The following is a 26,975-nucleotide window of genomic DNA, read 5'->3' on the forward strand; positions in this document are numbered from 1 at the left end:
GTGTCAGACGCTCGTGTGGAAGGTACGGCTGATCACGTCGAGCTGCTGCTCCCGGGTCAGCCGTACGAAGTTGACGGCGTAACCCGACACCCGAATGGTCAGCTGCGGATAATTCTCCGGATGTTCCATGGCGTCTTCGAGGGTTTCCCGGTTGAGGACGTTGATGTTGAGGTGGTAGCCGTTGGCGAGAGTGTAGGCGTCGATGAGACCGACCAGGTTGCTGACCTGCTCGGCCGGGGTGTGACCGAGCCCGGCCGGTACGACCGTGTTGGTCAGGGAGATACCGTCTTGCGCCTGGGAGTACGGCAGTTTTGCCACGCTCAGTGCCGAGGTGAGCATGCCGTGCGTGTCCCGGCCGTTCATCGGGTTGGCTCCGGGCGCGAAGGGCGTGCCGGCCCGGCGACCGTCGGGAGTGTTACCGGTCTTCTTGCCGTAGACCACATTCGAGGTGATCGTGAGCACCGACTGGGTGTGCACGGCTTTGCGGTACGTGGGATGCTTGCGAATCATGGCCATGAAGGTTTCGACGATGGTGACCGCGATCGCGTCGACCCGGTCGTCGTCGTTGCCGAACGCCGGGTAGTCGCCGTCGATCACGAAATCGACGACGAGATCAGTGTCGCCGGTGAGCCCGGTATCGTCGCGCACCGGTCGCACGGTGGCGTACTTGATGGCGGCGAGGGAGTCTGCGGCGACACTGAGGCCGGCGATGCCGCAGGCCATCGTGCGCAGGATCGTGCCGTCGTGCAGGGCCATCTCAAGGCGTTCGTAGGCGTATTTGTCGTGCATGTAGTGAATGCAGTTAAGTGCGTCGACGTAGGTTTCAGCGAGCCATTCGAGGCTCGCGAGGTAGGCCGTCCACACGGTGTCGTAGTCGAGAACGTCATCGAGCAGCGGGTCGGTGACCGGCCCGATCTGCTCGCCGGTCAGTTCGTCGCGGCCACCATTGATGGCGTAGAGCAGCGCCTTGACGACGTTGACCCTCGCACCGAAGAACTGCATCTGCTTGCCGACTCCCATCGGTGAGACGCAGCACGCGATGGCGGCGTCGTCGCCCCAGGCCTCACGAATGAGGTCGTCGGACTCGTACTGAATGGCCGAGGTGTCGATGGAGACCTGCGCGCAAAAACGTTTGAATCCGCTTGGCAGCCGGTCGCTCCAGAGCACCGTGAGGTTCGGCTCCGGCGCCGGGCCCAGGTTGTACAGGGTCTGCAGAAACCGGAATGCGGTTTTGACGACGAGGGTGCGCCCGTCGAGGCCGATGCCACCGAGCGATTCGGTGACCCAGGTGGGGTCGCCGGAAAACAGTTGGTCGTATTCTGGGGTGCGCAGAAAGCGTACGATGCGCAGTTTGATCACGAGATCGTCGATGAGTTCCTGGGCCTGGCTTTCGGTCAGGATCCCCGCCACCAGGTCACGTTCGAGGTAGGCATCGAGAAACGCGTTGGTGCGGCCGAACGACATGGCGGCACCGTTCTGCTCCTTGACCGCGCCGAGGTAGGCGAAGTACAGCCACTGCACCGCTTCGGTCGCGCTTCTCGCGGGCCGAGCAATGTCAAAACCGTAGGTGGCGGCCATCTGAATGAGTTCTTTCAGGGCACGCACCTGCTCGGCGTTCTCTTCGCGGGAGCGAATTACGTCTTCGGTGCTCGGCTGGGCATCTAGCGCCGCATGTTCAAGCTTCTTCGCCGCGATCAGTGCGCTCACCCCGTAGAGCGCAACCCGGCGGTAGTCGCCGATGATGCGGCCGCGACCGTAGGAATCCGGCAGGCCGGTGATGAGGTGGCTGTGCCTGGCCCGTTTGACCGCGGGCGGGTACACGTCGAAGACGCCGTCGTTGTGGGTCTTGCGGTACGTCGTGAAGATCGTCTCCAGCTCCGGCGACACCGGGTACCCATAGGTTTCCAAACTGGTCGCGACCATGCGCCAGCCGCCGAAGGGCATGATGGCGCGCTTAAGCGGGGCATCCGTTTGCAGACCGACGATGATCTCGTTCGGGCGGTCGATGTAGCCTGGGGCGTGTGCGGTGATCGACGCCGGGGTGGTCGGATCGACGTCGTAGACGCCAAGCTCCCGTTCCCGGGGAAACATCGCCGAGAGCTTGTTCCAGAGGCCGAGGGTGCGCTCGGTCGCTCCGGTCAGAAAGCTCGCGTCCCCGGTGTAGGGCGTGTAGTTGCGCTGGATGAAATCGCGCACGTCAATGCCGTGCTGCCACGGCCCCTCGGTGAAGCCGGCCCAGCCGTTGTCAGCGACGGTCGGGTCATCAGCCAGGGAACGCGGGGTATCGAGGAGGGTCATACTTCCACGCTAACGATCACAACGGCGGCTGTCTCGGGCCGTTAGTCCCCTCTTTTGCGCGCTATTGAAAGCGGATGCCCCTAGCGCTTTAGCCCCGGAAATTGGTCGTCGCGCCACTCATCTGGCAGAGGGACACCGCTGGCGGCCGCATCATCTTCGCGCTCGCGCAGCTCGACCCGGCGAATCTTGCCCGAGATGGTCTTGGGGAGATCGAAGAACTCCACCCGCCGCACCCGCATGTAGGCGGGCAGGCCGGTGCGGGCGTGCCGCAGCACGGCTTCGGCGGTCTCGGCGTTCGGTTCCCAGCCCGGGGCGAGGTGAATGTAGGCCTTGGGAATGTTCAACCTCGTGGTGTCGGGCGCGGGAACAACCGCGGCCTCGGCGACCGCCGGGTGTTCGAGCAACACGCTCTCCACCTCGAACGGTGACACCTTATAGTCGCTCGACTTGAAAACGTCGTCGGTGCGGCCGATAAAGGTGAGATAACCGTCGGCATCTACCGTGGCGACGTCACCGGTGTGAAAGAAGCCACCGCGAATGGCGTGCGCGGTGAGGTCGGGTTCGCCGTGGTAGCCGCTCATGAGGTTGACCGGGCTCTGCGAGAGGTCGAGGCAGATCTCGCCCTCGTCGGCGGGCAACTCCGTAATGGGGTCGAGCAGTTTGATCGAGACGCCGGGCAGGGGCAAGCCCATCGACCCGGCCTTCAGCACCGATCCGGGCCCGTTTCCGACGATGGCGGTGGTCTCGGTCTGACCGAATCCGTCGCGGATGGTCAGCTTCCAGCCGTTGTCGATCTGCCGGATGACCTCGGGATTGAGCGGTTCACCGGCGGAGAGCAACTCGCGCAGGCTTTCGGGGCGGGCGCCGACATCCGCTTGGATGAGCATGCGCCAGACCGTGGGCGGCGCGCAGAAGGTGCTGACCTTTGCGCGGTGCAGCTGCGCGATGAGGGCGTTGGGGTCGAACTTGGAATAGTTGTAGACGAAGACGGTGGCCTCGGCGATCCACGGGGCGAAGAAGCAGCTCCAGGCGTGCTTACCCCAGCCGGGCGAGCTGATGGCGAGGTGCACGTCGCCGGGGCGCAGGCCCAGCCAATACATGGTCGACAGATGACCGACCGGGTAGGAGGTCTGCGAGTGCAACACCATCTTCGGCTTGTTGGTTGTGCCGGAGGTGAAGTAGATCAGCGACGGGTCAGCGGATGCGACGACCGTCGTGATCGGCTCTGGTGTGACCCGGTAGGCGTCGGCGAAATCGGCCCAGCCGGTGCGAGGCTCGCCGACGCCGATGCGGGTGTACTCGCCGGGTACGTCGTCGAATTTGGCCGCGTCGGCAGAGTTGGCGATCACGTGGGTGACACCGCCGCGACGCACCCGGTCGGTGAGGTCGTGCGAGGCGAGCACGGCGCTCGTGGGCATGATGACGGCGCCGACCTTCATGATGGCGAGCATCGCCTCCCAGATCTCCCGTTGGTTGCCGAGCATGAGCATGACGTGGTCGCCGCGCCGCACACCCTGATGGCTGAGCCAGGTGGCGACCCGGTCAGACCGGCGGGCCATCTCGTCGAACGTGAACTTCTGCTCGCTGCCGTCTTCTTCAACGATCCAAAGGGCGATTTTGTCGTTGCCGCGCGCGAGCACGTCGAACCAGTCGGTGGCCCAGTTGAAGTGCTCCCCCACATCCGGCCAGCGAAACTCCTGCGCCGCGCGGGCGTGATCGTCCCGCAGTGCCAGCAGCTGGTCGCGTGCTGCAAGGTAGTTCAGCGTGCTCGTGTTCAGCGCGCTCGTGTTCAGCGCGCTCGTGTTCAGCGCGCTCGTGTTCAGCGCGCTCGTGTTCAGCGCGCTCGTGTTGCCCGTGTTGCCCGTGTTGCCCGTGTTCGTGCTCACCTGGTGAGTCATACGCCGTTGTCTCCTCGAACGAGTCGCCAGGTGCGAAACGGCGACAGTTCATTCTGGCAGGGCTCGAGGCCGGCCGGTGCCGGGCCGATAGTCTGCCAGGGATGACATTCGCACCAGAACACCACCAAAACCTCGCAACCCTGGTCTCTGCCGCGGAGATTTTCGAGCGGGTCAACTACCGCACGGCCGTTCGGGCGGTGCAGAACGCACTCACGGCCGGGCTCAACCCGGCGCAGGATTTCGCCCGGCAGGTGTTGCCGGTCGCGAACGGTCAGTTGTTGTTGATGCCCACCGAAGCTGCGGACTTCGTTGGCATCAAGGTGGCCTCGGTTGCGCCGGGCAACCCGGCACTCGGCCGGGAGCGCATTCAGGGCGTCTATCTGCTGCTGGACGCCGTGACACTTACCCCGCTGTCCCTGCTCGATGGTGCCGCGATCACCACGCTGCGCACCCCGGCAGTGTCCGCCGCCGCCGCCGACTACCTGGCCCCGGCCGAGGTGGAGCACCTGGTCGTGTTCGGCTCCGGGCCGCAGGCCTGGGGCCATATCGAGGCGATGCGGGCCATCCGCTCAATCAACCGGGTAACCATCGTTGGCCGCGACCAGGCCCGCGCCGCGCTCTTCGCCGCCCGGGTCACCGACAACGGCCTTCCGGCCCGGGTCGGTACAGCCGCTGGCGTGGCTTCGGCGCAGCTGGTGGTATGCGCCACCACGGCTCGCACGCCGCTTTTCGACGGATCGCTCGTGCCTGATGAGTGCTGCATCGTGGCGGTCGGTTCCCATGAAGCGGATGCGCGCGAACTTGACTCTGCGCTCCTCGGACGCTCCCAGGTCGTCGTCGAAGACCTGGCAACGGCAAAGCGTGAAGCCGGCGATGTGATCCTGGCAGTTTTTGAAGGCGCCATCGGCCCGACCGACCTTGTACCCCTTCGCGATATTGTGCTCGGCACCGCCGAGATCGATCCGCACCGGCCGCGCATCTTCAAGAGCACGGGAATGTCGTGGGAAGACCTGGTGATTGCAACCGCGGTGTACCAGGCCGGCGCCAGACACGGCCAGCGCTAGCGAGCAGCCCGACTAGTTCGCAACGGCATATCGTTGAAGGGTGACCTATTCAATTCGTACCCTCATTCCCGCCGATCTTCCGAGGCTCCTTGCCCTGAACAACGCCGCTGTTCCTGCGGTCAATGAGCTGAACGCTGATGCGCTGGCCGAGCTGGTCGAGCACAGCCACCTCGCGGTCGCCGTCGTCGACGACGACGCCGTCGAGACCGCGCTTGGCTTCGCCATTCTCTTCGTTTCAGGAGCCCAATACGAAAGCGAGAACTATCGCTGGTTCTCTGGCCGTTCCACCGATTTTCTTTACGTTGACCGTATTGTCGTGGCCGACGGGTTTCGCGGCCAAGGCCTTGGCCAGGTGCTCTACGACGCTATCTTCGGCGCCGCCCGCCGCGAGGTACTGGCCGAGGTGCTCTGCGAGGTCAACCTGGAGCCGCCGAACCCGGGTTCGCTCGCGTTCCACGGCCGTCTCGGGTTTGTCGAGGTCGGCCAGCTCTCGACCAAGGACGATACCGTCGTCGTTAGCCTGTTGGCGGCATCCGTTTAGCCCAGTGCGGCCGCCGTAGTAGAGCTTCTGCATGGGCTGTCATAGAGAATCTGTGTATACAGAAACCGTCTTTGTTGACACTTTCCAGCGCTACCGCTGCGGTCTGGCACTGAGAATTATCGGATAGACGCGATAGACACACCACTCTGTATACACACCGGCGGGAGAATATCAAGGGGGTGCGGGTATTCCTCGATGCCCCTATGGTCAACCTGACGCGAGTTATCGCTTGCGCGGATTTCAGCCGAGGGAAATAGTCCATGCGAATTACCTGCCCGTTTTGTAAGTCCCAGGCCGACCTGAAACCCAATCCGGCCCAGGCCCTCAGAGTGTCTCTTCCGCTCTACGTTCTCTCCTGCACAGGGTGTTCACGCACGAGTATCCGGATTGAATCGGCGCGCCTGCCGCGAGTCGCTTTCCCAGCGCTCGCGTCTGCCCAGAGATTTCAGTAGCACTGAGTTCAAGGGCAACTTCGTCAATGGATGACCCGAACATTCACCGGAACATCCGTTTTCTGGGTTCTCGGTCCTAACCGGGACCTACCTCAGCGCGCCCGTGTGCCTCAGGCGATCGAAACGGATGCCGGCGCGCTCGTCAGTCGCGCCAGCGCGTCGTCTTCGTGGTCGCCCAACCGGATTTCGGCTAGCGGCCCGTTGCCGTCGAAAATGGCCTCGGCGATGCCGCGGTGCTCCGCGATCCATTCCTCGGCAACCCGATACGAAGGCTGCAGTACGGTCAGGCACATGCGGGTCTCCGTCGTAAGGGTGCTGTGGATGCGCGCCAGGCTTCGACTACCGTTCGTCTATTGTCGACAATTCCAACACTCTTCGAAATATCGCTTGATTTGCGTAATCCCGATTGACAGCTTGACGAACGGGTGGCCATTTCCCGTCGGATCAACCAGGCAGCGTTCCGGCACGTAGCAGCGGAGCCCCACGCTATTGAACGCCGCACGGGTGAGGAGGCTACGCTGGCGGCATGATCGATGGAGACCGCGCCCACAATGCACGCCGCACCGCCAATCCCGACCTCGCCCCGACTCATCGGGGCACCCCCCTTCCCGACTACGTCAACGCCTGGGTATCAACCCAGCGGTGGTTCGGCAACAAGGGACACGTACCGGCCCTGCGCAGCATCGGCTATTTCTCCCTCGCCTCCCCAGAGACCGGCGTCAGCATTCGCGTCGACCTGGTGCTGGACACCGCCAGTCTCGGCCTGACGTTGTACCAACTGCCCACCACGGAACGCTCCTCGGAGCTGCCCGGTGGTGCCGACGCCCTGATCACGGTGCGGGGCCCAGGCTCCGACCAGGCACGATTCATCTACGACGCACCCCACGATCCCGCCTTCGCGGCCGCATTGCTCGCTTTCATGGAACAGCGTGGCGTGTCCACATCGGCCCGCCCGCAGGAGACCGAGCGCTGGTCGGCCAGCGCGCGTGGCGAAGACCTGAGACCGGAGGCGGCGATCCCGTCGACAGCGCAGGTGGTATCGAGTCGTGTGCTGAGCGGCGAGCAATCCAATACGTCCATCATCGTGCAGCGAACCGATGCGACCGGCACACCGACCACGCCGATCATCTGCAAGGTTTTTCGCATCATCCATGCCGGCGAGAATCCGGATGTGACGGTGCAGGCCGCTCTGGCCAGCGCCGGATCGCATCGGATACCGCTTCCGTTCGGCGCTGTCCTCGGCCAGTGGGACGACCCCGCCGAACCCGGCAGCCGTGCCACCGGCCATCTCGCCTTCGCCCAGGAGTTTCTGCCCGACGCCCCGGATGCGTGGCGGACCGCCCTGGTCGCTGCGGCCTCCGGGAACGACTTCACCGCCCCCGCCTTTCGACTGGGGCAAGCCACCGCGCAAGTGCACCACGACCTTTCCAGCGCCCTGCCGACCCTCGATGCGACGCCCGCGGTTATCGCCGAGGAAATGGCGAAGATGCGGCTGCGCTGCAGTCAGGCCCTGCAGGAAGTACCCACTCTGGCCAGGCATAGCGACGCCATCGAGGCGGTTTTTGCCCGGGCGGAGACCGCGACCTGGCCGCGGCTTCAGCGCATCCACGGTGACTTCCACCTCGGCCAGGTTCTCGACGTGCAGGGCCGCGGCTGGGTGCTGCTCGACTTCGAGGGAGAACCGCTGCGCACCCTGCGGGAGCGCACCCGGCCCGATATTCCCCTGCGGGACGTCGCGGGTATGTTGCGGTCGTTCTCCTACGTGGCGGGGGCGATGACGGCAACAGCCGCCGCGACGGCGCAGCCTGCCGGCGCCGAGAAGGTTGACGCATCGTTGCCGACCCCGCTTACTATCTTCGAGTGGGCAACAGCCTGCCGTGGCGCTTTCCTCAACGGGTATGCCGAACAGTCCGGCATCGAGCTGGCCGAGCAGAGCGACCTCCTCGACGCTTTCGAACTCGATAAAGCGCTCTACGAAGCGGTCTACGAGACTCGCAACCGCCCGAACTGGCTACCGATCCCCCTCGCAGCCATCGAACGGCTGGTCGGCTGAGCCGCGCTGAACGCAACGGAACTGCCCTATTCAGTGTCGGCCGAGGCACGCAGATCGGCGATGACGATCTTGGTCTGACCCATCATCGTCGCCATCACCCGGCCGGCCCGCGCCGGATCGGGGTCGCTGAGCAGCTGGCCGAGCGTGGTCGGCACCACCTGCCACGACAAACCGAACTGGTCTTTCAACCAGCCGCATTGCCCCGGCTGCCCACCGTTGCTGGTGAGCTGGTCCCAAAAATTGTCGATCTCCTCTTGCGTGTCAACCTGCACGAAGAACGAGATGGCCTCGGTGAACGGAAACTGCGGTCCGGCGTTGAGCCCTTGGATCTCCAGCCCGTCGAGCACGAATGATACCGACATGGCGCTGCCGGCCGGCGCCGGCCCGCCCTCGGGATAGCGCGCCACGTTGAGCATGCGCGAATTGGGAAAGATCGAGACGTAGAACGCGGCGGCCTCTTCGGCCTGACCGTTGAACCAGAGAAAGGGGCTGATACTCGTCATTGAATACTCCTTCGGGGCATGGGCGACCACCTCAGGGTGGACGATTTCAGCCATAGTACCCAGGGCGACCGACAGCGGTATTGCGCCATCGAACGCGACCCCGCACCGCCCCTGGACCACGAGTAACGCTCCGATAACGCCCGGCGGCGTAGCGTGACCGCCAGCGGGCGCAGTGCCAATCCTGGTGGCGCCCAGTTCTGGCACCGCCCATTCCGGCCAGTGCCAGTGGGGAACAGAACATACAAGGAGCAGTTCCATGGCAGATAACAATTCCGGCCCCGGAGGCGACCAGAAATTCGTCAGCGAGGGTGAGTTTCAGGCGGGTGAGGCGGCCTCCGGCATCATCTCCGGCGTCACGTTCGGGCCGACCGAAGTGGTGTACTACAAGGTCAACAACCTCGCCGTGTTCGAAGGTGACATCGTGCTGGGCACCGTCACCGAGTTGGAGCAGACCAAAGACGCGGCGAACCAGGACGACGCCAGAGCGCGGGGCGTCATCATCACCGGCGCTCGCTTTCGATGGCCCAACGCCCAGGTTCCCTTCCAGATAAACGCCGCCCTGCCCAACCAGCAGCGCGTGCGGGACGCGATCACGCACTGGGAGGCGCGCACGCCCATCCGCTTTCCCGAACGCACCACGGCCAACGCCGCGCAGTTTCCCGACTTTGTCGAGTTCAGCGATGCCGGCGGATGCTGGTCGATGCTTGGCATGCAGGGTAACGGCATGCAGACCATCAGTTTGGGCACCGGCTGCAGCACCGGCAACGCCATCCATGAGATCGGCCACGCGGTCGGCCTCTGGCACGAACAGAGCCGCGAAGACCGCAATACCTTCGTGACCATCAACGTAGCCAACATCGAAACCGGCATGGAAAGCCAGTTCGACCAACACATCGTTGACGGCGATGATGTCGGCGGCTACGACTATGGCTCGATCATGCACTACCCGCGAACCGCCTTCTCAAAGAATGGGCTTGAGACGATCACGCCGGTACAGGCCGGTGCCCAGATTGGGCAGCGCACCGCGCTGTCGGCGGGTGACATCGCCGCCGTCAACTTCATGTACCCACAGACTGCCAGGGCAAGCTCGAGCCCCGTTGTCTCGTGGGGCCCGAACCGGCTCGACGCCTTCGTTCTCGGCACCAACCGCGCCGTGTTCCACAAATGGTTCAGCGGAGCCTGGGGGCCGTCGGTCACCGGGTTCGAGAACATGGGCGGTACCGCCGAGTGCGCGCCGCAGACCGTGGCGTGGGGTCCGAATCGGCTCGACCTGTTCGTCACCGGAATCGACAGCGCGCTCTACCACAAGTGGTGGAACGGCAGCGCCTGGGGGCCGTCGGTGACCGGCTATGAGTACATGGGCGGCGTCATTCTTGGTGACCCGCGCGTGGTGGCGTGGGGCCCGAACCGGCTCGACGTCTTCGTCGTTGGCAGTGACCACGGGCTTTATCACAAGTGGTTCAACGGTGCGTGGGGTCCGTCCGTCACCGGCTACGAGAACATGGGCGGCATCGTCGTCGGCCAGCCCGAGGTCGTCTCCTGGGGGCCGAACCGTCTCGATGTCTTCGTGATCGGAACCGACAGGGCGCTCTACCACAAGTGGTGGAACGGCTCAGCCTGGGGCCCGTCCCTGACCGGTTACGAACGGCTCGGCGGGGTCTGCACCTCGTCGCCGCGCGTGGTCTCCTGGGGCCCCAACCGGCTCGACGTTTTCGTCACGGGCACGGATGGCGCGCTCTACCACAAGTGGTGGAACGGCAGCGCCTGGGGTCCGTCGGTGAACGATTTCGAACGGCTCGGCGGCATCGTCATCGGAGAACCCGAGGCCGTCTCCTGGGGGCCGAACCGGTTGGACCTGTTTGTAATCGGCACCGACAGTGCTCTGTACCACAAGTGGTTCGACGGCAATGCTTGGGGGCCATCGGTGCTCGGTTACGAGAACATGGGCGGTATCGCTACCTCGCAGCCTCGCGTCGTCTCCTGGTCGTCTGGCCGGCTCGATGTGTTCCTGATCGGCACCAACAGTGCACTGTTCCACAAGTGGTTCAACGGCGCTGCCTGGGGTCCGTCGCTCACCGGCTACGAAAGCCTCGGGGGCGTGATCACGTCGTTCGACGAGGCCGAAGTGCCGGCAGCTGACCGGTCAGACACGCAGAACCGGGATACGGACTGACGCCAGCCCCGACCGCGCCGGGTCAGAACGCACCGGGTGGGACTGCGTGGAAACGAAGTCTCCCTCGGTGACGTCCGGGCGAGTGAGGTCGGGGCGCCCGGTGGAATCGGGCATGGTCGTGGCTCGGGGGTGCTCCCGGGCCATTGAGTGCGCCAGACGCTCGCACGAATCGGGCTTCTGGCGCGCTTCTGTGTCTTCTTTAGCTTGCACGTCATCCGCTCGATCGTGTCCGACCCGCACGTGCACCCGCAGATTCAGCCGACGGATGTCGCTGATCGCGTCCCTCGGCAGGCTCACCGAAAACGGCAGCTCGGCGGCTTCGTCCGCGGTGAACGCGGGGTTTTCGAAGTGAACGCCGCCGACGATGGTGCTGGGGGCATCCGCTCGCGACACGTCTTCCACGAGCACGGTGACCGTGAAGGGACCGGTCGGCCGCTGGGCGAACGCGATCACGCCGGTCACCATGGTGTTTTGGTCGGAATCTGCTGACATGGCACCCATGGTGCCACCGCCCTCGCCATCTTGCTCACCGTGCTACCTGAATTACCTCACCGAGCGCCGAATTGCGGCCAATACCCCCATAGGTATAGGTGTAGGGTCAGGTGAACAGCGCAGTTGCTGAGATAGTGAGGTCTGAAATGGCACGTGTCGTCGTACTGGGAGCCGGGGTATCCGGTCACACCGCAGCGCTTTATCTGAAGAAGCGTTTGGGCAATGCTCACGAAGTAATCGTGGTCTCTCCCAACTCGAAGTGGAATTGGATTCCCTCGAACATCTGGGTGGGCGTTGGCAAGATGCGCGCCGACAAGGTGGTGTTTCCGCTCGCTCCGATCTACCGCCGCAAAAGGATCGATTTTCGCCAAGCCAAGGCCGTGGCGATTCGCCCAGATGGCGATGAGACCAGCCCCTTGGGCGCCGTCGATGTCGTCTACACCGACCCGGCGCGAGACGGCCAGACCGAACGCATCCGCTATGACTATCTGGTCAATGCGACCGGACCGAAACTGAATTTCGAGGCGACACCGGGTCTTGGCCCAGATGGGCACACCGTGTCCGTCTGCACGCCCAGCCACGCCGTTGAGGCCGCAAAGCACTTCAACTCCGTCATCGACGCGCTCAAGGCGGGCCGCAAGCAGACCCTCGTGGTCGGTGTCGGCCACGGCACCTGTACCTGCGAGGGCGCGGCGTTCGAATACGCCTTTAACGTGGAACAGGAGCTGCGCGCCGCGGGAGTGCGCGAGAAGGCCGAGGTCATCTACCTCACCAACGAACACGAGCTGGGCGACTTCGGCGTCGGAGGAATGACCTTCAGCCAAGGCAGCCAGCGCGTCACGAGTGAGTCCTGGATGGACTCACTCTTTCGCGAACGCAACATGAAGGCCATCACCCAGGCCGCGGTGACTAAAATCGACCCTGGAGTCATCCACTACACGCAGATCGACGGCAGCGAGAACACCCAGTCGTTCGACTTCGCGATGCTGCTGCCGCCTTTTCGCGGCGTGGGACTTCGGGCTTTCGACCGCGCCGGCGCCGACATCACCGACGTGGTGTTCGCTCCGAGCGGCTTCATGCGGGTCGATGCGAACTACACGGTGAAGCCCTTCGAGGAATGGACGGCCCAGGACTGGCCGTGCACCTATCAGAACCCGAGTTTTCATAACGTCTTCGGTGTCGGCATCGCGTTCGCGCCGCCGCACGCCATCTCCCGGCCCTATGCCACCCCCGGTGGGGTGGCCGTGGCGCCGGCACCACCCCGCACGGGCATGCCCTCTGGCGCCATGGGCAAGATGGTCGCCATGACCATCTCCGACATGATCCAGGGCGGCGCGACCATCCCGACCCACACCGCGTCGATGGGGGAAATGTCAGCCGCGTGCATCGCCTCGACCGGTACGGGACTGCTCACCGGCACCGCCGCTGCCATGTCGATGTCACCGATCGTGCCCGATTTCGTCAAGCATCCCACCACCGCCGGTCGACACCCGACCGAGACCACGGGCGACATCGGGCTGGCCGCCCACTGGGTCAAGCGCGTGCTGCACACGATGTTCCTCTACAAGGCCAAGGCATATCCGTTCTGGTATCTCATTCCGGAGTGAGTAGCAACCGACCGCATCCACTTTTCGTACGTCGTTAGAAGGAGAACACCATGGACACCGCCCAAAGCCACATCGATGCAGCGCCACTGCCGAGCGCCCGAGAACTGCGGCGACGCAGCAACGTACTGGTTCAGCTCGTGCGCTTTCTGCAGATCAACGTGAGCATGTACCTGCTCGCAAAACGGCACCACTGAGGTTGGGCTACTCCTGAGGTTGGGCTACTCCTGAGCGAGCCCGACGAACATGGAGTCGTGCAACACGCTCACGTGCTGGCGAATGATGGCCACGGCGGCAATCGGGTCGTGCTCGCGCAGGGCCTCCACCAGGCGGGCATGCTCCCCATTGACGCCGTGCAGGTAGGCCACCGGGTAGGGCAGAAAGTATCGATACAGCCCGAGCAGCCCCGCCCGGTACTGCGGCAGTGCCCAGTCCAGCCCGCTGGCCGCGGCCACGGCCAGGTGAAACCGCTCATCGGCCACGTGGTAATCGCTCCAGCTCTGCGCGCCCGCCGCCTGCGCGACTGCCTCGTCGAGCTCGTCGAGCTGCGCTTGCGTCACGGTCAATGCCGCGTGGTGCACGAGCGCGCACTCCAGCAGCACCCGCTCATCGATGAGTCGGTGCACGTCGGCGGTATCGGCCAGATAGGCGGTGATCGAGGCGACCGAAGCGGATGCCCCCGACTCGGCCACAAAGGTTCCCCCACTTCGCCCGCGCTTGCGATGCAGCACCCCCTCATCGGCCAGGCTCTTCAACGCCCGGCGAGCGGTGATCTCGCTAACGCCGAGTGCGGCGGCCACGTCGCGGTCCGACGGCAGCTGCTCCCCCACAACCATCAGCCCCAGCTCGATGGCGAGGGCGATGCGGGCGCGCACGGTGTCGGTGGCGCTCAATCGGGTGATGCCGGCCACGGCCGGGTTGGCGAGGGCGGACACAGGGTGGATCACGCCTGCCTCCGGGTCTTGCGCGTCAACCATCACGCTGCCCAGAGTAACCGCTCCACCCCGATTTACCTCCAGAGACTGGACAAAAGCGATCATTATGATCTATTTTATTTCTTGAGACACGGTCGTCACCGGTGCGACTGGTCTCACAGGAGTGAAACATGGCACGAACAGTTCGCATCAGTGCAGTCCAGGCGGCGCCGCTGCCCCTCAGCGGGCCGCTCGACGACTTCGCCGCCCAGGTCCACCGCGTCGTCACGGACGATCCGACCGTGCAGTTCGTAGTGTTTCCCGAGCTGCACCTGTACGGCACCGAAACGGGACCGGCCGCAACCCTGCAGCAGCGAAACGATCGCCTGCTGGCATCCGCTGTGCCGCTGGATGATGAGCTGATCGTCGCGCTCGGAGCGATCGCCCGCGAGGCTGGCGTGTGGCTGCTTCCGGGGAGCATCTGCGAACGCGGACCGGCCGGTGAGCTCTACAACACGGCCCTGGTGTTCTCGCCGCAGGGCGAGCTGGTGGCCAGCTATCGCAAGATCTTTCCATGGCGTCCCTACGAGCCCTACGAACCCGGAGACCGATTCGTCGTGTTCGACGCCCCCGGACTCGGCCGGTTCGGGCTCTCGATCTGTTATGACGCTTGGTTTCCCGAGGTCACCCGGCACCTGGCCTGGCTCGGTGCCGAGGTCATTCTCAACGTCGTCAAGACGACCACACCCGACCGGGCCCAGGAAGTGGTGCTCGCCCAGGCCAATTCCATCGTCAACCAGACCTTCACGGTGAGCGTGAACTGCGCCGGACCGCTCGGCGAGGGCCGCAGTCTCATCGTCGACCCTGAGGGCGCCATTCTCTCCGAATCCACCGACAACGAATCCGCCACACTCGTGCACACGCTCGATCTGGACCGGGTAGCCCTGGTGCGTGAGCACGGCACGGCCGGTACCAACCGCATGTGGGAGCAGTTCCTGCCGACGGATGCGCCGCTCGACCTGCCGCTCTATGCCGGACGCATCGATCCGCACCGCTGGACCCCCCAACTCGTTACCACCCCCCTTGAAACGGAGTCCTGACATGACCGGCACCCCCACCCTCGCCCGCACGCTCGGCCTGCGCTCCCTCGTTCTGTTCGGCCTGGCCTACATGACACCGCTGATCGTGCTCGGCATCTTTGGCGTCATCGCCGAGACCACCGGCGGTGCGAGCGGCTCGGCCTATCTCGTCGCGCTCGTCGCGATGCTGTTCACCGCCTCCAGCTACGGCCGGATGGCCGCCGCCTACCCGATGGCAGGGTCGGCTTACACCTACGTGCGGCGCACCATCGACTCGCGGGTCGGATTTCTGGTCGGCTGGGCCGTGCTGCTCGACTACCTCTTTCTGCCGATGGTGATCTGGCTGATCGGGGGCGCCTACCTCGGCGCCCAGTTCCCCTCCGTGCCGGCCTGGGTCTGGATCGTCGGTTTCGTCGTGATCACCACCCTGCTCAACATCCTCGGCATCAAGGTCGCCGACAAGGCCAACTTTCTGCTCATGGCCTTCCAGGTGCTCGTGATCGGAGCCTTCGTCGCCCTGTCCGTCGCGTCCATCGTCGCCAATCAGGGAGCCGGCGGCCTGATTAACGCCTCCCCGTTTGCCAACCCGACCTCCACCTTCGCGGGCATCACTGCCGGTGCCGCCATCGCCGCGTACTCGTTCCTCGGCTTCGATGCCGTCACGACCTTCACGGAAGAGACCATCAACCCGCGCAAGACCGTGCCGCGCGCCATCCTGCTGGTCGCCCTCATCGGCGGGGCCATCTTCGTACTCGTCTCCTACACGACCCAGCTGGTGCGCCCCGGTGGAACCTTCACCGACTCGTCCTCGGCCGCGTTCGACATCGCAATGAACATCGGCGGCAACCTGTTCGGCGCCATCTTCCTGGCCGGCCTCGTGATCGCCCAGTTCGCTTCCGGCCTCGCCGCCCAGGCCGCCGCCTCCCGGCTCCTGTTCGCCATGGGTCGCGACGGCGTGCTGCCGCGCCGCATCTTCGGCGAGGTCAGCAAGCGCTTCCGCTCCCCCGTATTCAACCTCGTCATCATTGGCCTGGTCGGTTTCGTCGCGATCTTCCTCGACGTCGCCACCTCGACCTCGTTCATCAACTTCGGGGCCTTCGTCGCGTTCACCATGGTCAACGTCGCCGTCATCTTCTACTTCGTGCGCCAACGCCGCGAGGGTAATCACCTGAGCCCGCTGTTCTACTTCGTTATTCCTCTAGTCGGTGGCTTGATCACCCTCTACCTACTTACCCGCCTCGACGCGAACGCCATTGTGCTCGGCCTGAGTTGGCTGGCCGTCGGCGTCCTCGTGCTCGGCATCGTCACGCGTGGATTCCGCCGCCAGCCGCCCGAGATGGACTACGTTGAAGCGGATGACGCCGCCCTCGTTGCCGAGCGCCGCTGACGGCGTTTAGGCTGACCAGAGAGGCGTGACGAGCACGCGAGAGGCGGGGTAGGCATGCGAGTCTGCCTCGCCCAGATAGCCTCCGGCACGGACATCGCCGACAACCTGACGCTGATTCGGCAGGCCGCGCAGCGCGCAGCTACCGAGGGCGCCGACATCGTCGTGTTTCCTGAGTACGCCATGTACGAAAAGAAGGCGGTCGATGCGAGCTTCGCCACCGCCGCAGAATCCGTGACCGGGCCGTTCGTCACCGCCCTCGCGGCTACCGCTGCCGCGCTTCAGATCACCCTCGTCGTCGGAATCGTCGAAACGAACGAGCACGATCCTCGGCCGTTCAACACCATCGTGGTGCTCGGTGCCGACGGTGACTTACGGGCCAGATACCGCAAGATGCACCTGTTCGACTCCTACGGATTCCTCGAATCCGAGTGGATCTCCCCCACGACCGACCTCACACCGGTGGTCTGTGGCGTCACCGGGCGATCGGGCGACTCGCTGCAAATCGGCCTGATGACCTGCTATGACCTGCGATTTCCCGAACTCGGCCGTGAACTGGCCGATGCCGGTGCCGAGCTCGTTCTGGTCTGCTCGTCCTGGGTTCCCGGGCCAGATAAGGCCGAGCAATGGCGCGTTCTCGCCCAGGCGCGATCCATCGAGAACTCCTATTTCGTCGGCGCCGTGTCGCAGTGCTCCCCGATCTCGATTGGGCGCAGCATGCTCTCCGACCCCGCCGGTCGATTACTCGCCGAGCTCGGCTCCACGCCAGATCTGGTCACCATCGACGTCGATCCCGATCTGGTGCGTCAGGCGCGCGAGCGCACTCCCTCCCTCAATCACCGGCGCCACACCATCCACCCCCGCGCCTAGTGAAAGCTCGCGCCGCGCATCCCTGGCTTGAGATACTGCCAGCTCTTGGCGAGGCGGGTATCCGAGAGCGCTGTCGAGCACGCGAGCGGGTCTGGGCGACCCGACTATTTTCCGTAAGTCGTGGGTGCTGAGACCGCCATCACCCACCGCGAGCTGGTCTCGAAAACCCGACCTCCGGTGCGAATGCAGCTTCGGTCAGAAATCCCAGCACATGTGAGAATCCCTCGACTTTGCGGGTTGAGGTTGGTACACTTGTTCTATGAGCCAGAGCGGCGACAGCCCCCACGAGCAGGGCGTGATTGAGCGCTTCTTGGCGGGGCTGCCCGACAGCGACTATGCGTACTGGTCGTCCGATGAAGACCGAGCCTGGAAGGCTGCGTTCCGGGAGGAATGCCGGGTGGTCTGGGAGGCCGAAGAAGCTTCCGATGCCGCTGCTGCCAAAGCGGCGGCGGCGCAGAACCCCCGGCTCGCTGACGGCCCGCCCATCCCGGCTGGCCTGGACCTGACCGAGGTGTTCGCCGCGGTGCCGCCCGAGCACCTGTTCGACCAGGACCTCCGCGAGGAGTTCCTCTACACCGAGTACCTCGCGGCCAATTTCCTTCCGGACGATTTCCGCCCGGACGATTTCCGCCCGGCCGATTTTCTCTCGGCCGATTTTCGCCCGGACGAGCACCCCGACCCGGCCGAGCACCCCGACCCGGCCGACGGCGGCCCGGCCGAGTCGCTGAGTCCGTTCCAGCGGCATCAGGCGCAGTTCGTGGACCGGGTGCTCTACTTCGAGAAGATCATCGCCTGGGCGCAGGCGAGCAAAGCTGAGGTCCTCACCGAGGCGTGGGACTACACCACCAACACCGCCGACACCGGCCGGCCCCTGTCCGGGCCGGGCCACGAGCATGACTGGGATGCGACCTTCGCCGCGCAGCAGGGCCTGGTGGCGGAGATGGCGTGCGCGCTGCGCATCCCGGCCGGCACCGCCTCGGGCCTACTCCAGGAGAGCCGGCAACTGGTGGTCGAGCGGCCCGATACTCTCACCGCGCTCCGCAGCGGCGAGATCTCCCTCCGCCATGCCCGCCGGCTGCTCGACCAGCTCGGCTCCGTGCCGCAGCCCGCTCGCGCCGAACTGGAAGCGGTGCTCCTCCCGCACGCCCGCAGGCTCACCCCCACCCAGTTCGACGGTAAGGCCCGCAAACTACGCGAACGCTTCCACCCCGACAGCATCACCCTGCGTCGCGCCCGGTGCCTGGCTGATCGCCGAGTGCAGTTCTTCCCCGACAAGGACGGCATGGCCACCCTCTGGCTGCGCGCCGCCGGTGAGGACCTTCAGGCGGTCTACACCCGCGTCACCGACGCCGCCCTCAGCCTGCAAGGCCCCGACGAAGAGCGCACCCTCAGCCAGCTGCGCGCCGATGTCGCCGTCGACCTCCTCCAGCAGGGCATCACCGGCAGCGGCCTCGGCGCCGGCCTGACCGCCAACGTCAATATCACCGTGCCGGTGCTCACCCTGATGGGACGAGCTGGTGGCACGCGCGAAGAACCGGCCGACCTGGAAGGCTACGGGCCGATCGACCCGGAAACCGCCCGCCGCCTCGCCGGCACCGCAACCAGCTTCCTGCGCATCCTCACCCACCCCCACACCGGCATCGTGCTCGACGTCAGCCAAGAACCCTTCCGGGTACCGGCCAGCCTGAAGAAGTACCTGCGGCTGCGCGATGGAACCTGCCGGTTCCCCGGCTGCAACCGCTCCGCCGGCCACAGCGACCTCGACCACACCATCGACAAACAATTCGGCGGCCCCACCACCGCCACCAACCTGCACTTCCTCTCCCCCGCCCACCACAACCTGAAGCACTTCAGCGACTGGAAAGCCATCGCCACCCCCGACGGCACCCTGCACTGGACCAGCCCCACCGGCAAACACTACGCCACCGACCCCGCCACCCGCATCAGCCCACCACGACAACACACCGACCCACCACCAGCAAAACCAGCCCCACCACCACCCCTGAACGACCCCTGGACCTCCGACTGGGATGCCAACTACACCAACAAGACCGACCCCGACGCGCACCCGTTCTAGTGCTAGTTCACGCAGGTCAGACCGCGGGGCAGGAGAACCTTGCGTGGCCAGCAGAGCATCCGCTGGACCGTTCGTCCCCCGCACTATTGCAGAGGATAACGGCGCACGTGCCGCGCAGCGATCGGGCCAGTCTGGTCAGGAGGCTGAACGCGTGCGTTTCGATTTGGGCTTCGACCGGTCACGACTGGCCTCGACGCTGCGCCGCAAGGCTTCCATAAGGTCGAGGACCTCGCCGCCTTCCCCCTCTTCTGCCGTTTCACCGAACGTCACCTCGGTCGACACGGCGTCGCCGCTTTTCAGCTTGGCCTCGATCAGCGCGCGCAACTCGTCCTGATAGTCGTCGTTGAAGGCATCCGGTGCAAAATCGGCCGCGAACGATTCGACCAAAGCCGCTGACATATCCAGTTCTTTCGCGCTGATGTTCACCCGTTCATCGAGCGACGCAAATTTGGCCTCGCGTACCTCGTCGTCCCACAGCAGCGATTGCAGCATGAGCACGTCGCCGTGCACCCGCAGTGCACCCAGCCGAGTCTTCTGTCGCAGAGCGAAGTGCACGATTGCCGTGCGATCGGTGGCTTCCAAGGTGCGCCGCAGCAGCACGTAGGCCTTCGACGATTTGCCGTCGGGTTCAAGAAAGTAGCTCTTATCGAGCATGATCGGATCGATTTGATCGCTTGGCACGAACTCGACGACGTCGATCTCCTTGCTGTGCTCGGCCGGAAGGGATGCGAAGTCGTCAGCGGTGAGCACGACGGTCTGCTCGCCGTCGTCAAAAGCCTTGTCGATATGGTCGTAGGGAACGACCTTGGCGCAAATCTCACAGCGACGTTGATAGCGGATGCGTCCCCCATCGGCATCGTGCACCTGATGCAGGGACACGTCGTGGTCTTCGGTGGCGCTGTACACCTTCACGGGCACATTGACGAGCCCGAAGGTGATCGCACCGGTCCAGATGCTTCTCATACGACCAGTACACACCCGAATGAAACATTTTTCACCTAGTAGACCCGTGGTTTCCGCGGCACAGTTGACGCATGAACGCCAGCAGCCAGGTCGTCTCCGTTGAGGGCCACCGCATCACGCTCACTCACCTGGACAAGGTCCTGTACCCGGAGACCGGCACTACCAAGGCTGACGTGCTGGCCTACTACGCGGCGATCGCCGACGTGCTCATCGCCCACGCGGCGAACCGCCCGGCCACCCGCAAACGCTGGGTGCACGGCATCGGCACCACGGAAGACCCCGGTCCCATGTTCTTTCAGAAGAATCTCGAACCGTCGACACCGAGCTGGGTAAAACGGCGCGAGATCGCGCACAAAGACCATGTGAACACCTATCCGCTTGTGAACGACCTCGCCACCCTCACCTGGCTCGGGCAGATGAGCGCCCTCGAGATCCACGTTCCGCAGTGGCAATTCGGCCGCACCGGAACCCCGCGCAATCCCGACCGGCTGGTGCTCGACCTAGACCCTGGCGAAGGTGTAGGGCTGCTCGAATGCGCCGAGGTGGCACGTATGGCCCGCACGATTCTGCAGGATATGGGGCTGGAACCGATGCCGGTGACCAGCGGAAGCAAGGGCATCCACTTGTATGCGGCGCTCGACCTGTCGCATACCTCGGATCAGGTGTCGGCGGTGGCACACGAACTGGCGCGAGCGCTCGAAGCCGACCACCGCGATCTCGTGGTGAGCGACATGAAGAAGATCCTGCGCCCCGGCAAGGTGTTGGTGGACTGGAGCCAGAACAATGCCGCGAAAACCACCATCGCACCGTACTCCCTGCGGGGGCGCAGCCACCCGATGGTCGCGACGCCGCGCACATGGAAGGAGCTGGCCTCGACCGGGCTCGAGCAGCTCGATTACAAGCAGGTGCTCGCCCGCTTGAAACGCCGCGATGATCCGCTCGCGCTGCTGTCGGCCGGTTCGTTCGAGCATGCGGGCACCGACGCGGGCCTGCCAAATGGGAGCACGGTTTTGGCTCTCGTCGCACCCGACCGGCTGACGGTGTACCGCGGCAAGCGGGACGCCGCGAAGACGCCCGAGCCGGTTCCCGCCGCGCCTACCGCCGCATCCAATCGGCAAACGATCGGCCGGAGTTTCGTCATTCAGGAGCACCACGCCCGCAGCCTGCACTGGGACTTTCGGCTCGAACACGAAGGAGTGCTGGTGTCGTGGGCGCTACCCCGCGGCGTACCCGTTACGCCCACGCAGAACCGGCTGGCGGTGCACGTGGAGGACCATCCGCTCGAGTACGGCAGCTTCGAAGGAAATATTCCAGTCGGAGAATACGGCGCGGGCGACGTGTCGATCTGGGACCGTGGGGAGTACGACCTCGAAAAATGGCGCGACGACGAAGTGATCGTCACCCTGCACGGTGAGCCCGACGCCGGGCTCGGCGGCACCGCCCGATTCGCCCTGATTCGCACGAGCGACGGCCACCGCAACAAGGCCGCGAACAACTGGCTGATTCACCGCATGAAACCCGGGGTCGGATCCTCGGGCGGCTCGCGCACGAATGCCCGCCCGCACAGCGGTCCCACAGCCGAGATCGCTCCCCCACCGCCGAAGAACGCCTATTCACCCATGCTCGCCGCCGCAGGTTCCGAAGCTGATCTCGGCGACAATCTCGGAGCCGACGAGTGGGCGTTCGAAATGAAGTGGGATGGCATGCGCGCGCTCGCTTACGTGTCGTTGGCCCAGCAGAGCGTTCGCCTGGTCACCCGCAACGGTCACGATGTGACCGCGTCCTATCCTGACCTTGTCGCCGACCTGCTCGCGGCCGTAGCGCCAGGAACAAGGGCACCAGGAACAAGGGCACCAGAAACAAGGGCACCAGAAACAGGGGCACCAGAACCTGATAACGCGGCGCTGGACGGAGCGGTGGTGGACAGTGCAGTGCTCGACGGCGAGATCGTGGCCGTCGACAAGCGCGGTCGCCCCGACTTCGGCCTGCTGCAGACGCGGATGAAACTCACCGAGGCCCGCGAGGTCGCCTCAGCGGCACGAAAGGCTCCGGTGCAGCTGATGCTCTTCGACCTGCTCGAACTAAACGGTCACTCACTCACCGGTATGACCTACACCGCACGCCGGGACCGATTGGAGGCCACGGTGACCGCGACCGGCTCCACCCAGGTACCGCCACGCCTCACCGGCGACTTTGCCGAAGCCTTTCAGATCAGTCGCCAGCTTGGTCTGGAAGGGGTCATGGCCAAGCGGCGGGATGGCCGTTACACGATCGGTCGCCGGTCCAGGGACTGGGTGAAGATCAAACATTTTCGCACCCAAGAAGTTGTGGTGGGCGGCTGGCGTCCCGGCCGGGGCAACCGCGCCGGAGCGATCGGGTCGCTGCTGCTGGGAATACCCACCGATACGGGCTTGCGCTACATCGGCCGGGTCGGCACCGGGTTCGGGGAACGCGACCTGGCCGACATCCGCTCGAGGCTGACCCGTCTCGTGCGCAAGACCACTCCGTTCAGCGATATTCCGTCAACGGATGCGCAGAGCGCGGTCTGGGTGCGCCCCACTCTGGTCGCGGAGGTCGAGTTCGCCGAGTGGACCGCGACCGGGCGGCTGCGCCAGCCGTCCTGGCGGGGCTGGCGGCCCGACAAAGCTGCGAGCGACGTAACATCCGAATGATTCGCGCCGCGCCTCCCGAAAAGCGCACTGACTGCCCCTCGCTCTTCTACCGAAAGGACGTGCAGATGAATACCATCCGGCCCACAACGGCGTGGCGCTCACGCTGGGAGAAGCTCATTGTCGATCCCCGGCCGCTGTCAGAGGCCGGGCGTCGGCAGTTGCGTTGGGCGGCTACCGCGCTCGTGGCTGCCGGAATAGTACTGTTCCTCTGCGTGCTCGTCGACGTACTGCAGCCTGACCGGGCGTCGTTCTACGATTCTCCGGTTCGGGAGTGGTTCGTCGACAACCGGTCACCGGCCCTGACAGTCGTCATGATCGGCCTGGCCATTGTTTTCGGGCCGGTTGCGCTGCCGATCATCGTGCTGGTCCTCACCCTCGGCTGGGGTTTCACGGGCAAGCACGCGTGGCGGCCACTGCTGCTGGCTATCGCCATGCTGACCGGGGTCATTCTGGCTCAGATTCTGGCTCCCTTGGTCGCCCGCACCCGCCCACCGGTCGAGCTAATGCTGTTCGGCGCCGACCACTCCTTCTCTTTTCCGTCGGGGCACGTTCTCGGCGCGGCCGATTTCGTTTTGGTGCTGACCTACCTGATCGTGTCGCGGCGGCACAGCCGTCGGGCTGTCATCGTCGGGTTCAGCATCGCGGTGAGTTGCATCGCGCTCGCCGCGATCAGCCGGCTGTATCTTGGCTACCACTGGGCAACGGATGCCCTCGCCTCACTCTCGATCTCACTCGTGGTGCTCGGCGCCGTGATCGCCTGGGACACCCTTCACACTACCCGCGGGCTACAACCGGGCGCGGCGGGCTCGTACGAAGCAGTAGACGCCGTACGCGATCAGGCCGATACCGATCAGAACCAGGGCGATCGTTCCGAACGGCAGAGCGGCGAGCGACTTGAGCGCCCCGTCGAGCCCGGTGGATTTGCTGGCATCCTGGGTGAGCGCGGCGACGCCGACGAGGATCGCGACCACGGCGAGCGCGACACCCTTGGCGACATACCCGACGACGCCGAGGGCGATGACCGCGCGCCCGGCAGGCCCGCTCGGCACGGCGAGGTCTGACCGAAACTTCTGCGCCGCACCCTTAAAAATAAAGTACCCGGCAACGCCGAGCACCGCCAACCCGGCGAGGAAGAGCACGATAGTGCCGCCGGGCGAGGACAGCAACGACGCACTGGCACTCTGGGTGCTGCCGGCGGAACTGGACGACCCGCCCTGAGCGAAGGTCAATGCCGTGGCTCCGAGCGCGAAATAAACGATAGCTTTGGCAATATTGGCCAAACGACGCAACCATTTACGTTTGGGCTCGCCCTGCATCACGAAGGCCGAGATGAGTAGCCAGAGCCCCAGGGCGAACATTCCGATCACGACGGTCCAGAGCAGAAACACCCCGCCCGGGCTCGACGCGAGTTGCCCGAGCGCCCCGCTTTGGTCGGCCGAACCGCTGCCCGCGCCGATCGCCACGGTGATCGCGATGGCTCCGATGAGGATGTGCAGCAGCCCGTTCACGGCAAATCCCAGCCGGGCCAGCAGCTGCAGGGTGGAACTGTTACTCGCGTCGCGAGCCATGTGTGTCGCCGATGCATTCATCACGGGCTAAGCATAGACGCGGACACACCGTCTCGCGCAAGACTAGACAGCCCCCAACACATCATCGGATGACGTCGTCATGAAATGATGGGTCACCGACTTCGGACGCCTGAGCTGAATCGGCTGCGACACCGGCAATGTTGACCATCCAATTGGTGCCGAACTTGTCGACCAGCATACCAAAGCTGTCGCCCCAGGGAGCCTTGTTGAGCGGCATGGTGATGGCACCTCCCTCGACCAGCTTGTTCCAGTAGCCGGTCAGTTCGGCCTCATCCTCGCCGCTGAGGGAGACCGTGACACTGCTGCTCGTGGGGAGTTTCATGCTGTTGGGGGTGTCGGAAGCCATCAGGGAGAATCCGCTCGTGGTGGTCAACTCCGAGTGCATGATCTTGTTCTGTTCGGCCGGATCTTCGCTCGCCTGGAACTCCCCGAAGGTGCTGCGTGTGATCTCGCCGCCGAAGACGCCCTGGTAGAAGTCCATCGCTTCACGGGCCGTGTCGCGAAAGCCGAGGTACGGGTTAAGACGACTGCTCATGGTTGGTTCTCCTTCTGATCGGGGCGGGGGTGTGCTGTGATTATTGCCCGGATCAATCAATCTGACGAGTCGTGAGCTCGGCCGCGTTGAATCCGTCAGGGTAGGCATGAGAACGCTACGGCCAGCCGATGAACCGGTGCAGACTCCTCGGCGGTACAGTAACGGGCATGAAGCTGATAGCCATCGCCCTGCCCACCCGCAGCTTTTCGCGCTGGCTGACCGACGAGGAAATCGGTCGGGTGATCGCCCACAAACGGGGCTGGCGGCAGGCGCCCGACGGAAGCGTGTTGGCCGGCAAGATTCGTAAAACTCGGATCAGCGGGTCACTCGAGCAGCTCGGCGCCACCGCCGTCGCTCGCGGCTGGGCCAGCCGGCCGCGCATTGAGCCGAGCGACAGCAGCGGCCCCACCCACATGATGTGGGGCATCATCGACGCGCGCACCGATGCTGAGATCGCCGAAGAGCTCGGCGGGCAGTTGTAGGGTCGTCGCGTAGCGTGGAGGCATAAGCCTCTCGGCATTGACACTGGTTGGAAGAGCGCCTGGCCGGGCAGCGGTACCTCGTGGGCGACACGATCGACTTCAACCAGATCAAAAAGCATTACTACGTGACCCACGTCGACACTAACCCCAGCGGCATCGTGCCCAAGGGACCGGATGCCGCCGCCTGGCTGGCACCGCATTCTCGCGCCGACCTCGGTGGCGACCTTTTGGAACCGGCACCCCGCCGGAGGCGCCCTTAACCGCCGAGCGCATCGTGAACTGACCGCTAGTCGTGGCGGCGGGCTCGACTCGGCTGCACCCGCGGCGGCTCCCCCGGCATCTTGGGAAAGTCCGGCGGAAACGGCAACTCCCCGAGGCCGTCGGCCAGATCGCGTTCCCACCACGAATAGAGGGTGTCGATCGAGCCGGGCTGCTCGTGCAGGGCAGCCCATGCGTCACCCTGCTCCCGCAGCCGGGCCGGAACGGTGAGGATCGTGAACGCGCGCGGATCAGCCCCGGCCAGTTCGCTCCACTCCAGCGGGCAGGACACCGGTGCGTGCGGCAGCGGCCGGGGGCTGTAGGCGCCAGCCATGGTGCGATCACGGTTGGCCTGGTTGTAGTCGATGAAAATGCGCTCGCCGCGCTCTTCCTTCCACCAGTTCGTGGTGACCTCGGCGGGCATCCGTCGTTCCAGCTCCCGCGCTGCGGCGATGACCGCGTGCCGCACGTCGAGAAATTCGCGGGTCGCAGTGATGGGCGCGAACACGTGCAGGCCACGATTTCCGGAGGTTTTCACGAATGCGGTCAAACCGGCCTCGGCCAGCAGATTCCGTAGTTCGAACGCGACCGGAATGGTGTCGGCAAAGTCCGTGCCCGGCTGGGGATCCAGGTCGATGCGTAATTCGTCGGGATTGTCGGCGAGCTCGGCGCGAGACGGCCAGGGGTGGAACACGATTGTGTTCATCTGCACGGCCCACACCGCGGCGGCCGGTTCGTCGATCACGAGTTGCGGATGCGTGCGACCGCTCGGGTAGACCACCGGCACGGCCCGCACATAGTCGGGCGCGCCCTTCGGCGGATTCTTCGAGAAGAACTGCTCGCCGTCGATTCCGCCGCTAAAGCGTTGCAGCGACACCGGACGATCGCCGTTGGCGAGCACGAATGCCTCGCCGACGGCGATGATGTACCGCGCAAGGTCGAGTTTGGTGATTCCCGGTTCGGGCCACAGTACCCGGGCGGGGCTCGACAGGCGCACCGCGCGCTCGCCGTGCGGGCCGTCGACCGTCAAAACCTGCGCGTCAGAGCTCATGCGCACACTGTAGCCAGATACGT

Annotated in this window: 23 protein-coding genes and 1 pseudogene; 14 read left to right on the forward strand and 10 right to left on the reverse strand. The window is 64.9% G+C overall.

Annotation, left to right across the window (positions count from 1 at the left end):
* Nucleotides 1-3: 3 nt before the first annotated feature.
* Together pflB and QMK31_RS11995 are read right to left on the reverse strand one after the other, a co-directional pair.
* Nucleotides 4-2,298, reverse strand: coding sequence for a formate C-acetyltransferase (pflB, locus tag QMK31_RS11990; protein ID WP_283501178.1), 2,295 nt, complete (start codon nt 2,296-2,298; stop codon nt 4-6).
* An 80-nt stretch (nt 2,299-2,378) separates the two neighbouring features.
* Nucleotides 2,379-4,076 (reverse strand): AMP-binding protein, encoded by a 1,698-nt coding sequence (locus tag QMK31_RS11995; protein ID WP_502853126.1) that lies wholly within the window; start codon nt 4,074-4,076, stop codon nt 2,379-2,381.
* Nucleotides 4,077-4,297: 221 nt separating this feature from the next.
* On the opposite strand from QMK31_RS11995, the gene QMK31_RS12000 reads away from it, so the two are divergent.
* The gene (locus QMK31_RS12000) at nt 4,298-5,260 is read left to right on the forward strand and encodes an ornithine cyclodeaminase family protein (protein WP_283501179.1); all 963 of its coding nucleotides are present in this window, start codon (nt 4,298-4,300) and stop codon (nt 5,258-5,260) included.
* Nucleotides 5,261-5,300: 40 nt separating this feature from the next.
* Entirely contained in the window at nt 5,301-5,801 is a 501-nt protein-coding gene (locus QMK31_RS12005; RefSeq protein WP_283501180.1) for a GNAT family N-acetyltransferase, read from the forward strand.
* Between the two features lie 562 nt (nt 5,802-6,363).
* On the opposite strand, the gene QMK31_RS12010 is transcribed toward QMK31_RS12005, so the two are convergent.
* Nucleotides 6,364-6,546 carry a hypothetical protein gene (locus QMK31_RS12010; RefSeq protein ID WP_283501181.1) on the reverse strand — a complete coding sequence of 61 codons (183 nt, stop codon included), beginning with the start codon at nt 6,544-6,546 and terminating at the stop codon, nt 6,364-6,366.
* Nucleotides 6,547-6,779: 233 nt separating this feature from the next.
* Between QMK31_RS12010 and QMK31_RS12015 the strand changes: the two genes are divergently transcribed.
* Nucleotides 6,780-8,306 carry a maltokinase N-terminal cap-like domain-containing protein gene (locus tag QMK31_RS12015; RefSeq protein WP_283501182.1) on the forward strand — a complete coding sequence of 509 codons (1,527 nt, stop codon included), beginning with the start codon at nt 6,780-6,782 and terminating at the stop codon, nt 8,304-8,306.
* 26 nt (nt 8,307-8,332) lie between these two features.
* Here the strand turns inward: QMK31_RS12015 and QMK31_RS12020 are convergent, their stop codons facing one another.
* Nucleotides 8,333-8,809, reverse strand: coding sequence for a VOC family protein (locus QMK31_RS12020; protein WP_283501183.1), 477 nt, complete (start codon nt 8,807-8,809; stop codon nt 8,333-8,335).
* A gap of 256 nt (nt 8,810-9,065) precedes the next feature.
* Here QMK31_RS12020 and legP point away from each other — a divergent pair, with 256 nt between their 5' ends.
* Nucleotides 9,066-10,982, forward strand: a complete 1,917-nt coding sequence (legP, locus tag QMK31_RS12025) for a Dot/Icm T4SS effector Zinc-dependent metalloprotease LegP (RefSeq protein WP_283501184.1) — start codon at nt 9,066-9,068, stop codon at nt 10,980-10,982.
* Here the strand turns inward: legP and QMK31_RS12030 are convergent.
* Entirely contained in the window at nt 10,953-11,474 is a 522-nt protein-coding gene (locus QMK31_RS12030) for a hypothetical protein (protein WP_283501185.1), read from the reverse strand. The two genes, legP and QMK31_RS12030, sit on opposite strands and share 30 nt — an antisense overlap.
* Nucleotides 11,475-11,620: 146 nt before the next feature.
* Here QMK31_RS12030 and QMK31_RS12035 point away from each other — a divergent pair, with 146 nt between their 5' ends.
* Together QMK31_RS12035 and QMK31_RS12040 are read left to right on the forward strand one after the other, a co-directional pair.
* Entirely contained in the window at nt 11,621-13,081 is a 1,461-nt protein-coding gene (locus tag QMK31_RS12035; protein ID WP_283501186.1) for an NAD(P)/FAD-dependent oxidoreductase, read from the forward strand.
* 50 nt (nt 13,082-13,131) lie between these two features.
* Complete coding sequence (locus QMK31_RS12040) at nt 13,132-13,275, forward strand: hypothetical protein (protein ID WP_283501187.1); 144 nt, start codon at nt 13,132-13,134, stop codon at nt 13,273-13,275.
* A 24-nt stretch (nt 13,276-13,299) separates the two neighbouring features.
* Here QMK31_RS12040 and QMK31_RS12045 read toward each other — a convergent pair whose 3' ends face one another.
* A complete protein-coding gene (locus QMK31_RS12045) occupies nt 13,300-14,118 on the reverse strand; it encodes a FadR/GntR family transcriptional regulator (RefSeq protein WP_283501188.1) in 819 nt (272 codons plus the stop codon).
* 65 nt (nt 14,119-14,183) lie between these two features.
* Here QMK31_RS12045 and QMK31_RS12050 point away from each other — a divergent pair, with 65 nt between their 5' ends.
* The 4 genes from QMK31_RS12050 to QMK31_RS12065 all read left to right on the forward strand — a co-directional run bounded on the left by QMK31_RS12050 (nt 14,184) and on the right by QMK31_RS12065 (nt 19,402).
* Nucleotides 14,184-15,092: a carbon-nitrogen hydrolase family protein gene (locus QMK31_RS12050; protein ID WP_283501189.1), complete on the forward strand. Its 909-nt coding sequence runs from the start codon at nt 14,184-14,186 to the stop codon at nt 15,090-15,092.
* Between the two features lies 1 nt (nt 15,093).
* Complete coding sequence (locus QMK31_RS12055) at nt 15,094-16,458, forward strand: APC family permease (RefSeq protein ID WP_283501190.1); 1,365 nt, start codon at nt 15,094-15,096, stop codon at nt 16,456-16,458.
* 54 nt (nt 16,459-16,512) lie between these two features.
* Complete coding sequence (locus tag QMK31_RS12060) at nt 16,513-17,325, forward strand: carbon-nitrogen hydrolase family protein (protein ID WP_283501191.1); 813 nt, start codon at nt 16,513-16,515, stop codon at nt 17,323-17,325.
* A gap of 259 nt (nt 17,326-17,584) precedes the next feature.
* A complete protein-coding gene (locus QMK31_RS12065; protein ID WP_283501192.1) occupies nt 17,585-19,402 on the forward strand; it encodes an HNH endonuclease signature motif containing protein in 1,818 nt (605 codons plus the stop codon).
* A 135-nt stretch (nt 19,403-19,537) separates the two neighbouring features.
* Here QMK31_RS12065 and ku read toward each other — a convergent pair whose 3' ends face one another.
* Nucleotides 19,538-20,365, reverse strand: a complete 828-nt coding sequence (ku, locus tag QMK31_RS12070; protein WP_283501193.1) for a non-homologous end joining protein Ku — start codon at nt 20,363-20,365, stop codon at nt 19,538-19,540.
* A gap of 71 nt (nt 20,366-20,436) precedes the next feature.
* Between ku and ligD (QMK31_RS12075) the strand changes: the two genes are divergently transcribed.
* Both ligD (QMK31_RS12075) and QMK31_RS12080 read left to right on the forward strand, forming a co-directional pair.
* Nucleotides 20,437-23,037, forward strand: coding sequence for a non-homologous end-joining DNA ligase (gene ligD / locus QMK31_RS12075; protein ID WP_283501194.1), 2,601 nt, complete (start codon nt 20,437-20,439; stop codon nt 23,035-23,037).
* Between the two features lie 311 nt (nt 23,038-23,348).
* Nucleotides 23,349-23,786 (forward strand): annotated as a pseudogene (locus tag QMK31_RS12080) (phosphatase PAP2 family protein); the annotation flags it as partial.
* A gap of 36 nt (nt 23,787-23,822) precedes the next feature.
* Here QMK31_RS12080 and QMK31_RS12085 read toward each other — a convergent pair.
* Together QMK31_RS12085 and QMK31_RS12090 are read right to left on the reverse strand one after the other, a co-directional pair.
* Nucleotides 23,823-24,626: a DUF1206 domain-containing protein gene (locus tag QMK31_RS12085; protein ID WP_283501315.1), complete on the reverse strand. Its 804-nt coding sequence runs from the start codon at nt 24,624-24,626 to the stop codon at nt 23,823-23,825.
* Between the two features lie 61 nt (nt 24,627-24,687).
* Nucleotides 24,688-25,161, reverse strand: coding sequence for a VOC family protein (locus tag QMK31_RS12090; protein WP_283501195.1), 474 nt, complete (start codon nt 25,159-25,161; stop codon nt 24,688-24,690).
* Nucleotides 25,162-25,328: 167 nt separating this feature from the next.
* On the opposite strand from QMK31_RS12090, the gene QMK31_RS12095 reads away from it, so the two are divergent.
* Both QMK31_RS12095 and QMK31_RS12100 read left to right on the forward strand, forming a co-directional pair.
* The gene (locus QMK31_RS12095; RefSeq protein WP_283501196.1) at nt 25,329-25,643 is read left to right on the forward strand and encodes a hypothetical protein; all 315 of its coding nucleotides are present in this window, start codon (nt 25,329-25,331) and stop codon (nt 25,641-25,643) included.
* Between the two features lie 47 nt (nt 25,644-25,690).
* Nucleotides 25,691-25,903, forward strand: a complete 213-nt coding sequence (locus QMK31_RS12100) for a hypothetical protein (RefSeq protein ID WP_502853075.1) — start codon at nt 25,691-25,693, stop codon at nt 25,901-25,903.
* A 26-nt stretch (nt 25,904-25,929) separates the two neighbouring features.
* Here the strand turns inward: QMK31_RS12100 and ligD (QMK31_RS12105) are convergent, their stop codons facing one another.
* Nucleotides 25,930-26,952, reverse strand: coding sequence for a non-homologous end-joining DNA ligase (gene ligD, locus QMK31_RS12105; protein WP_283501197.1), 1,023 nt, complete (start codon nt 26,950-26,952; stop codon nt 25,930-25,932).
* Between the last annotated feature and the right edge of the window lie 23 nt (nt 26,953-26,975).

Origin of the sequence: Cryobacterium sp. PH31-O1 (assembly GCF_030063455.1) — a bacterium.
Classification (GTDB): Bacteria; Actinomycetota; Actinomycetes; order Actinomycetales; family Microbacteriaceae; genus Cryobacterium.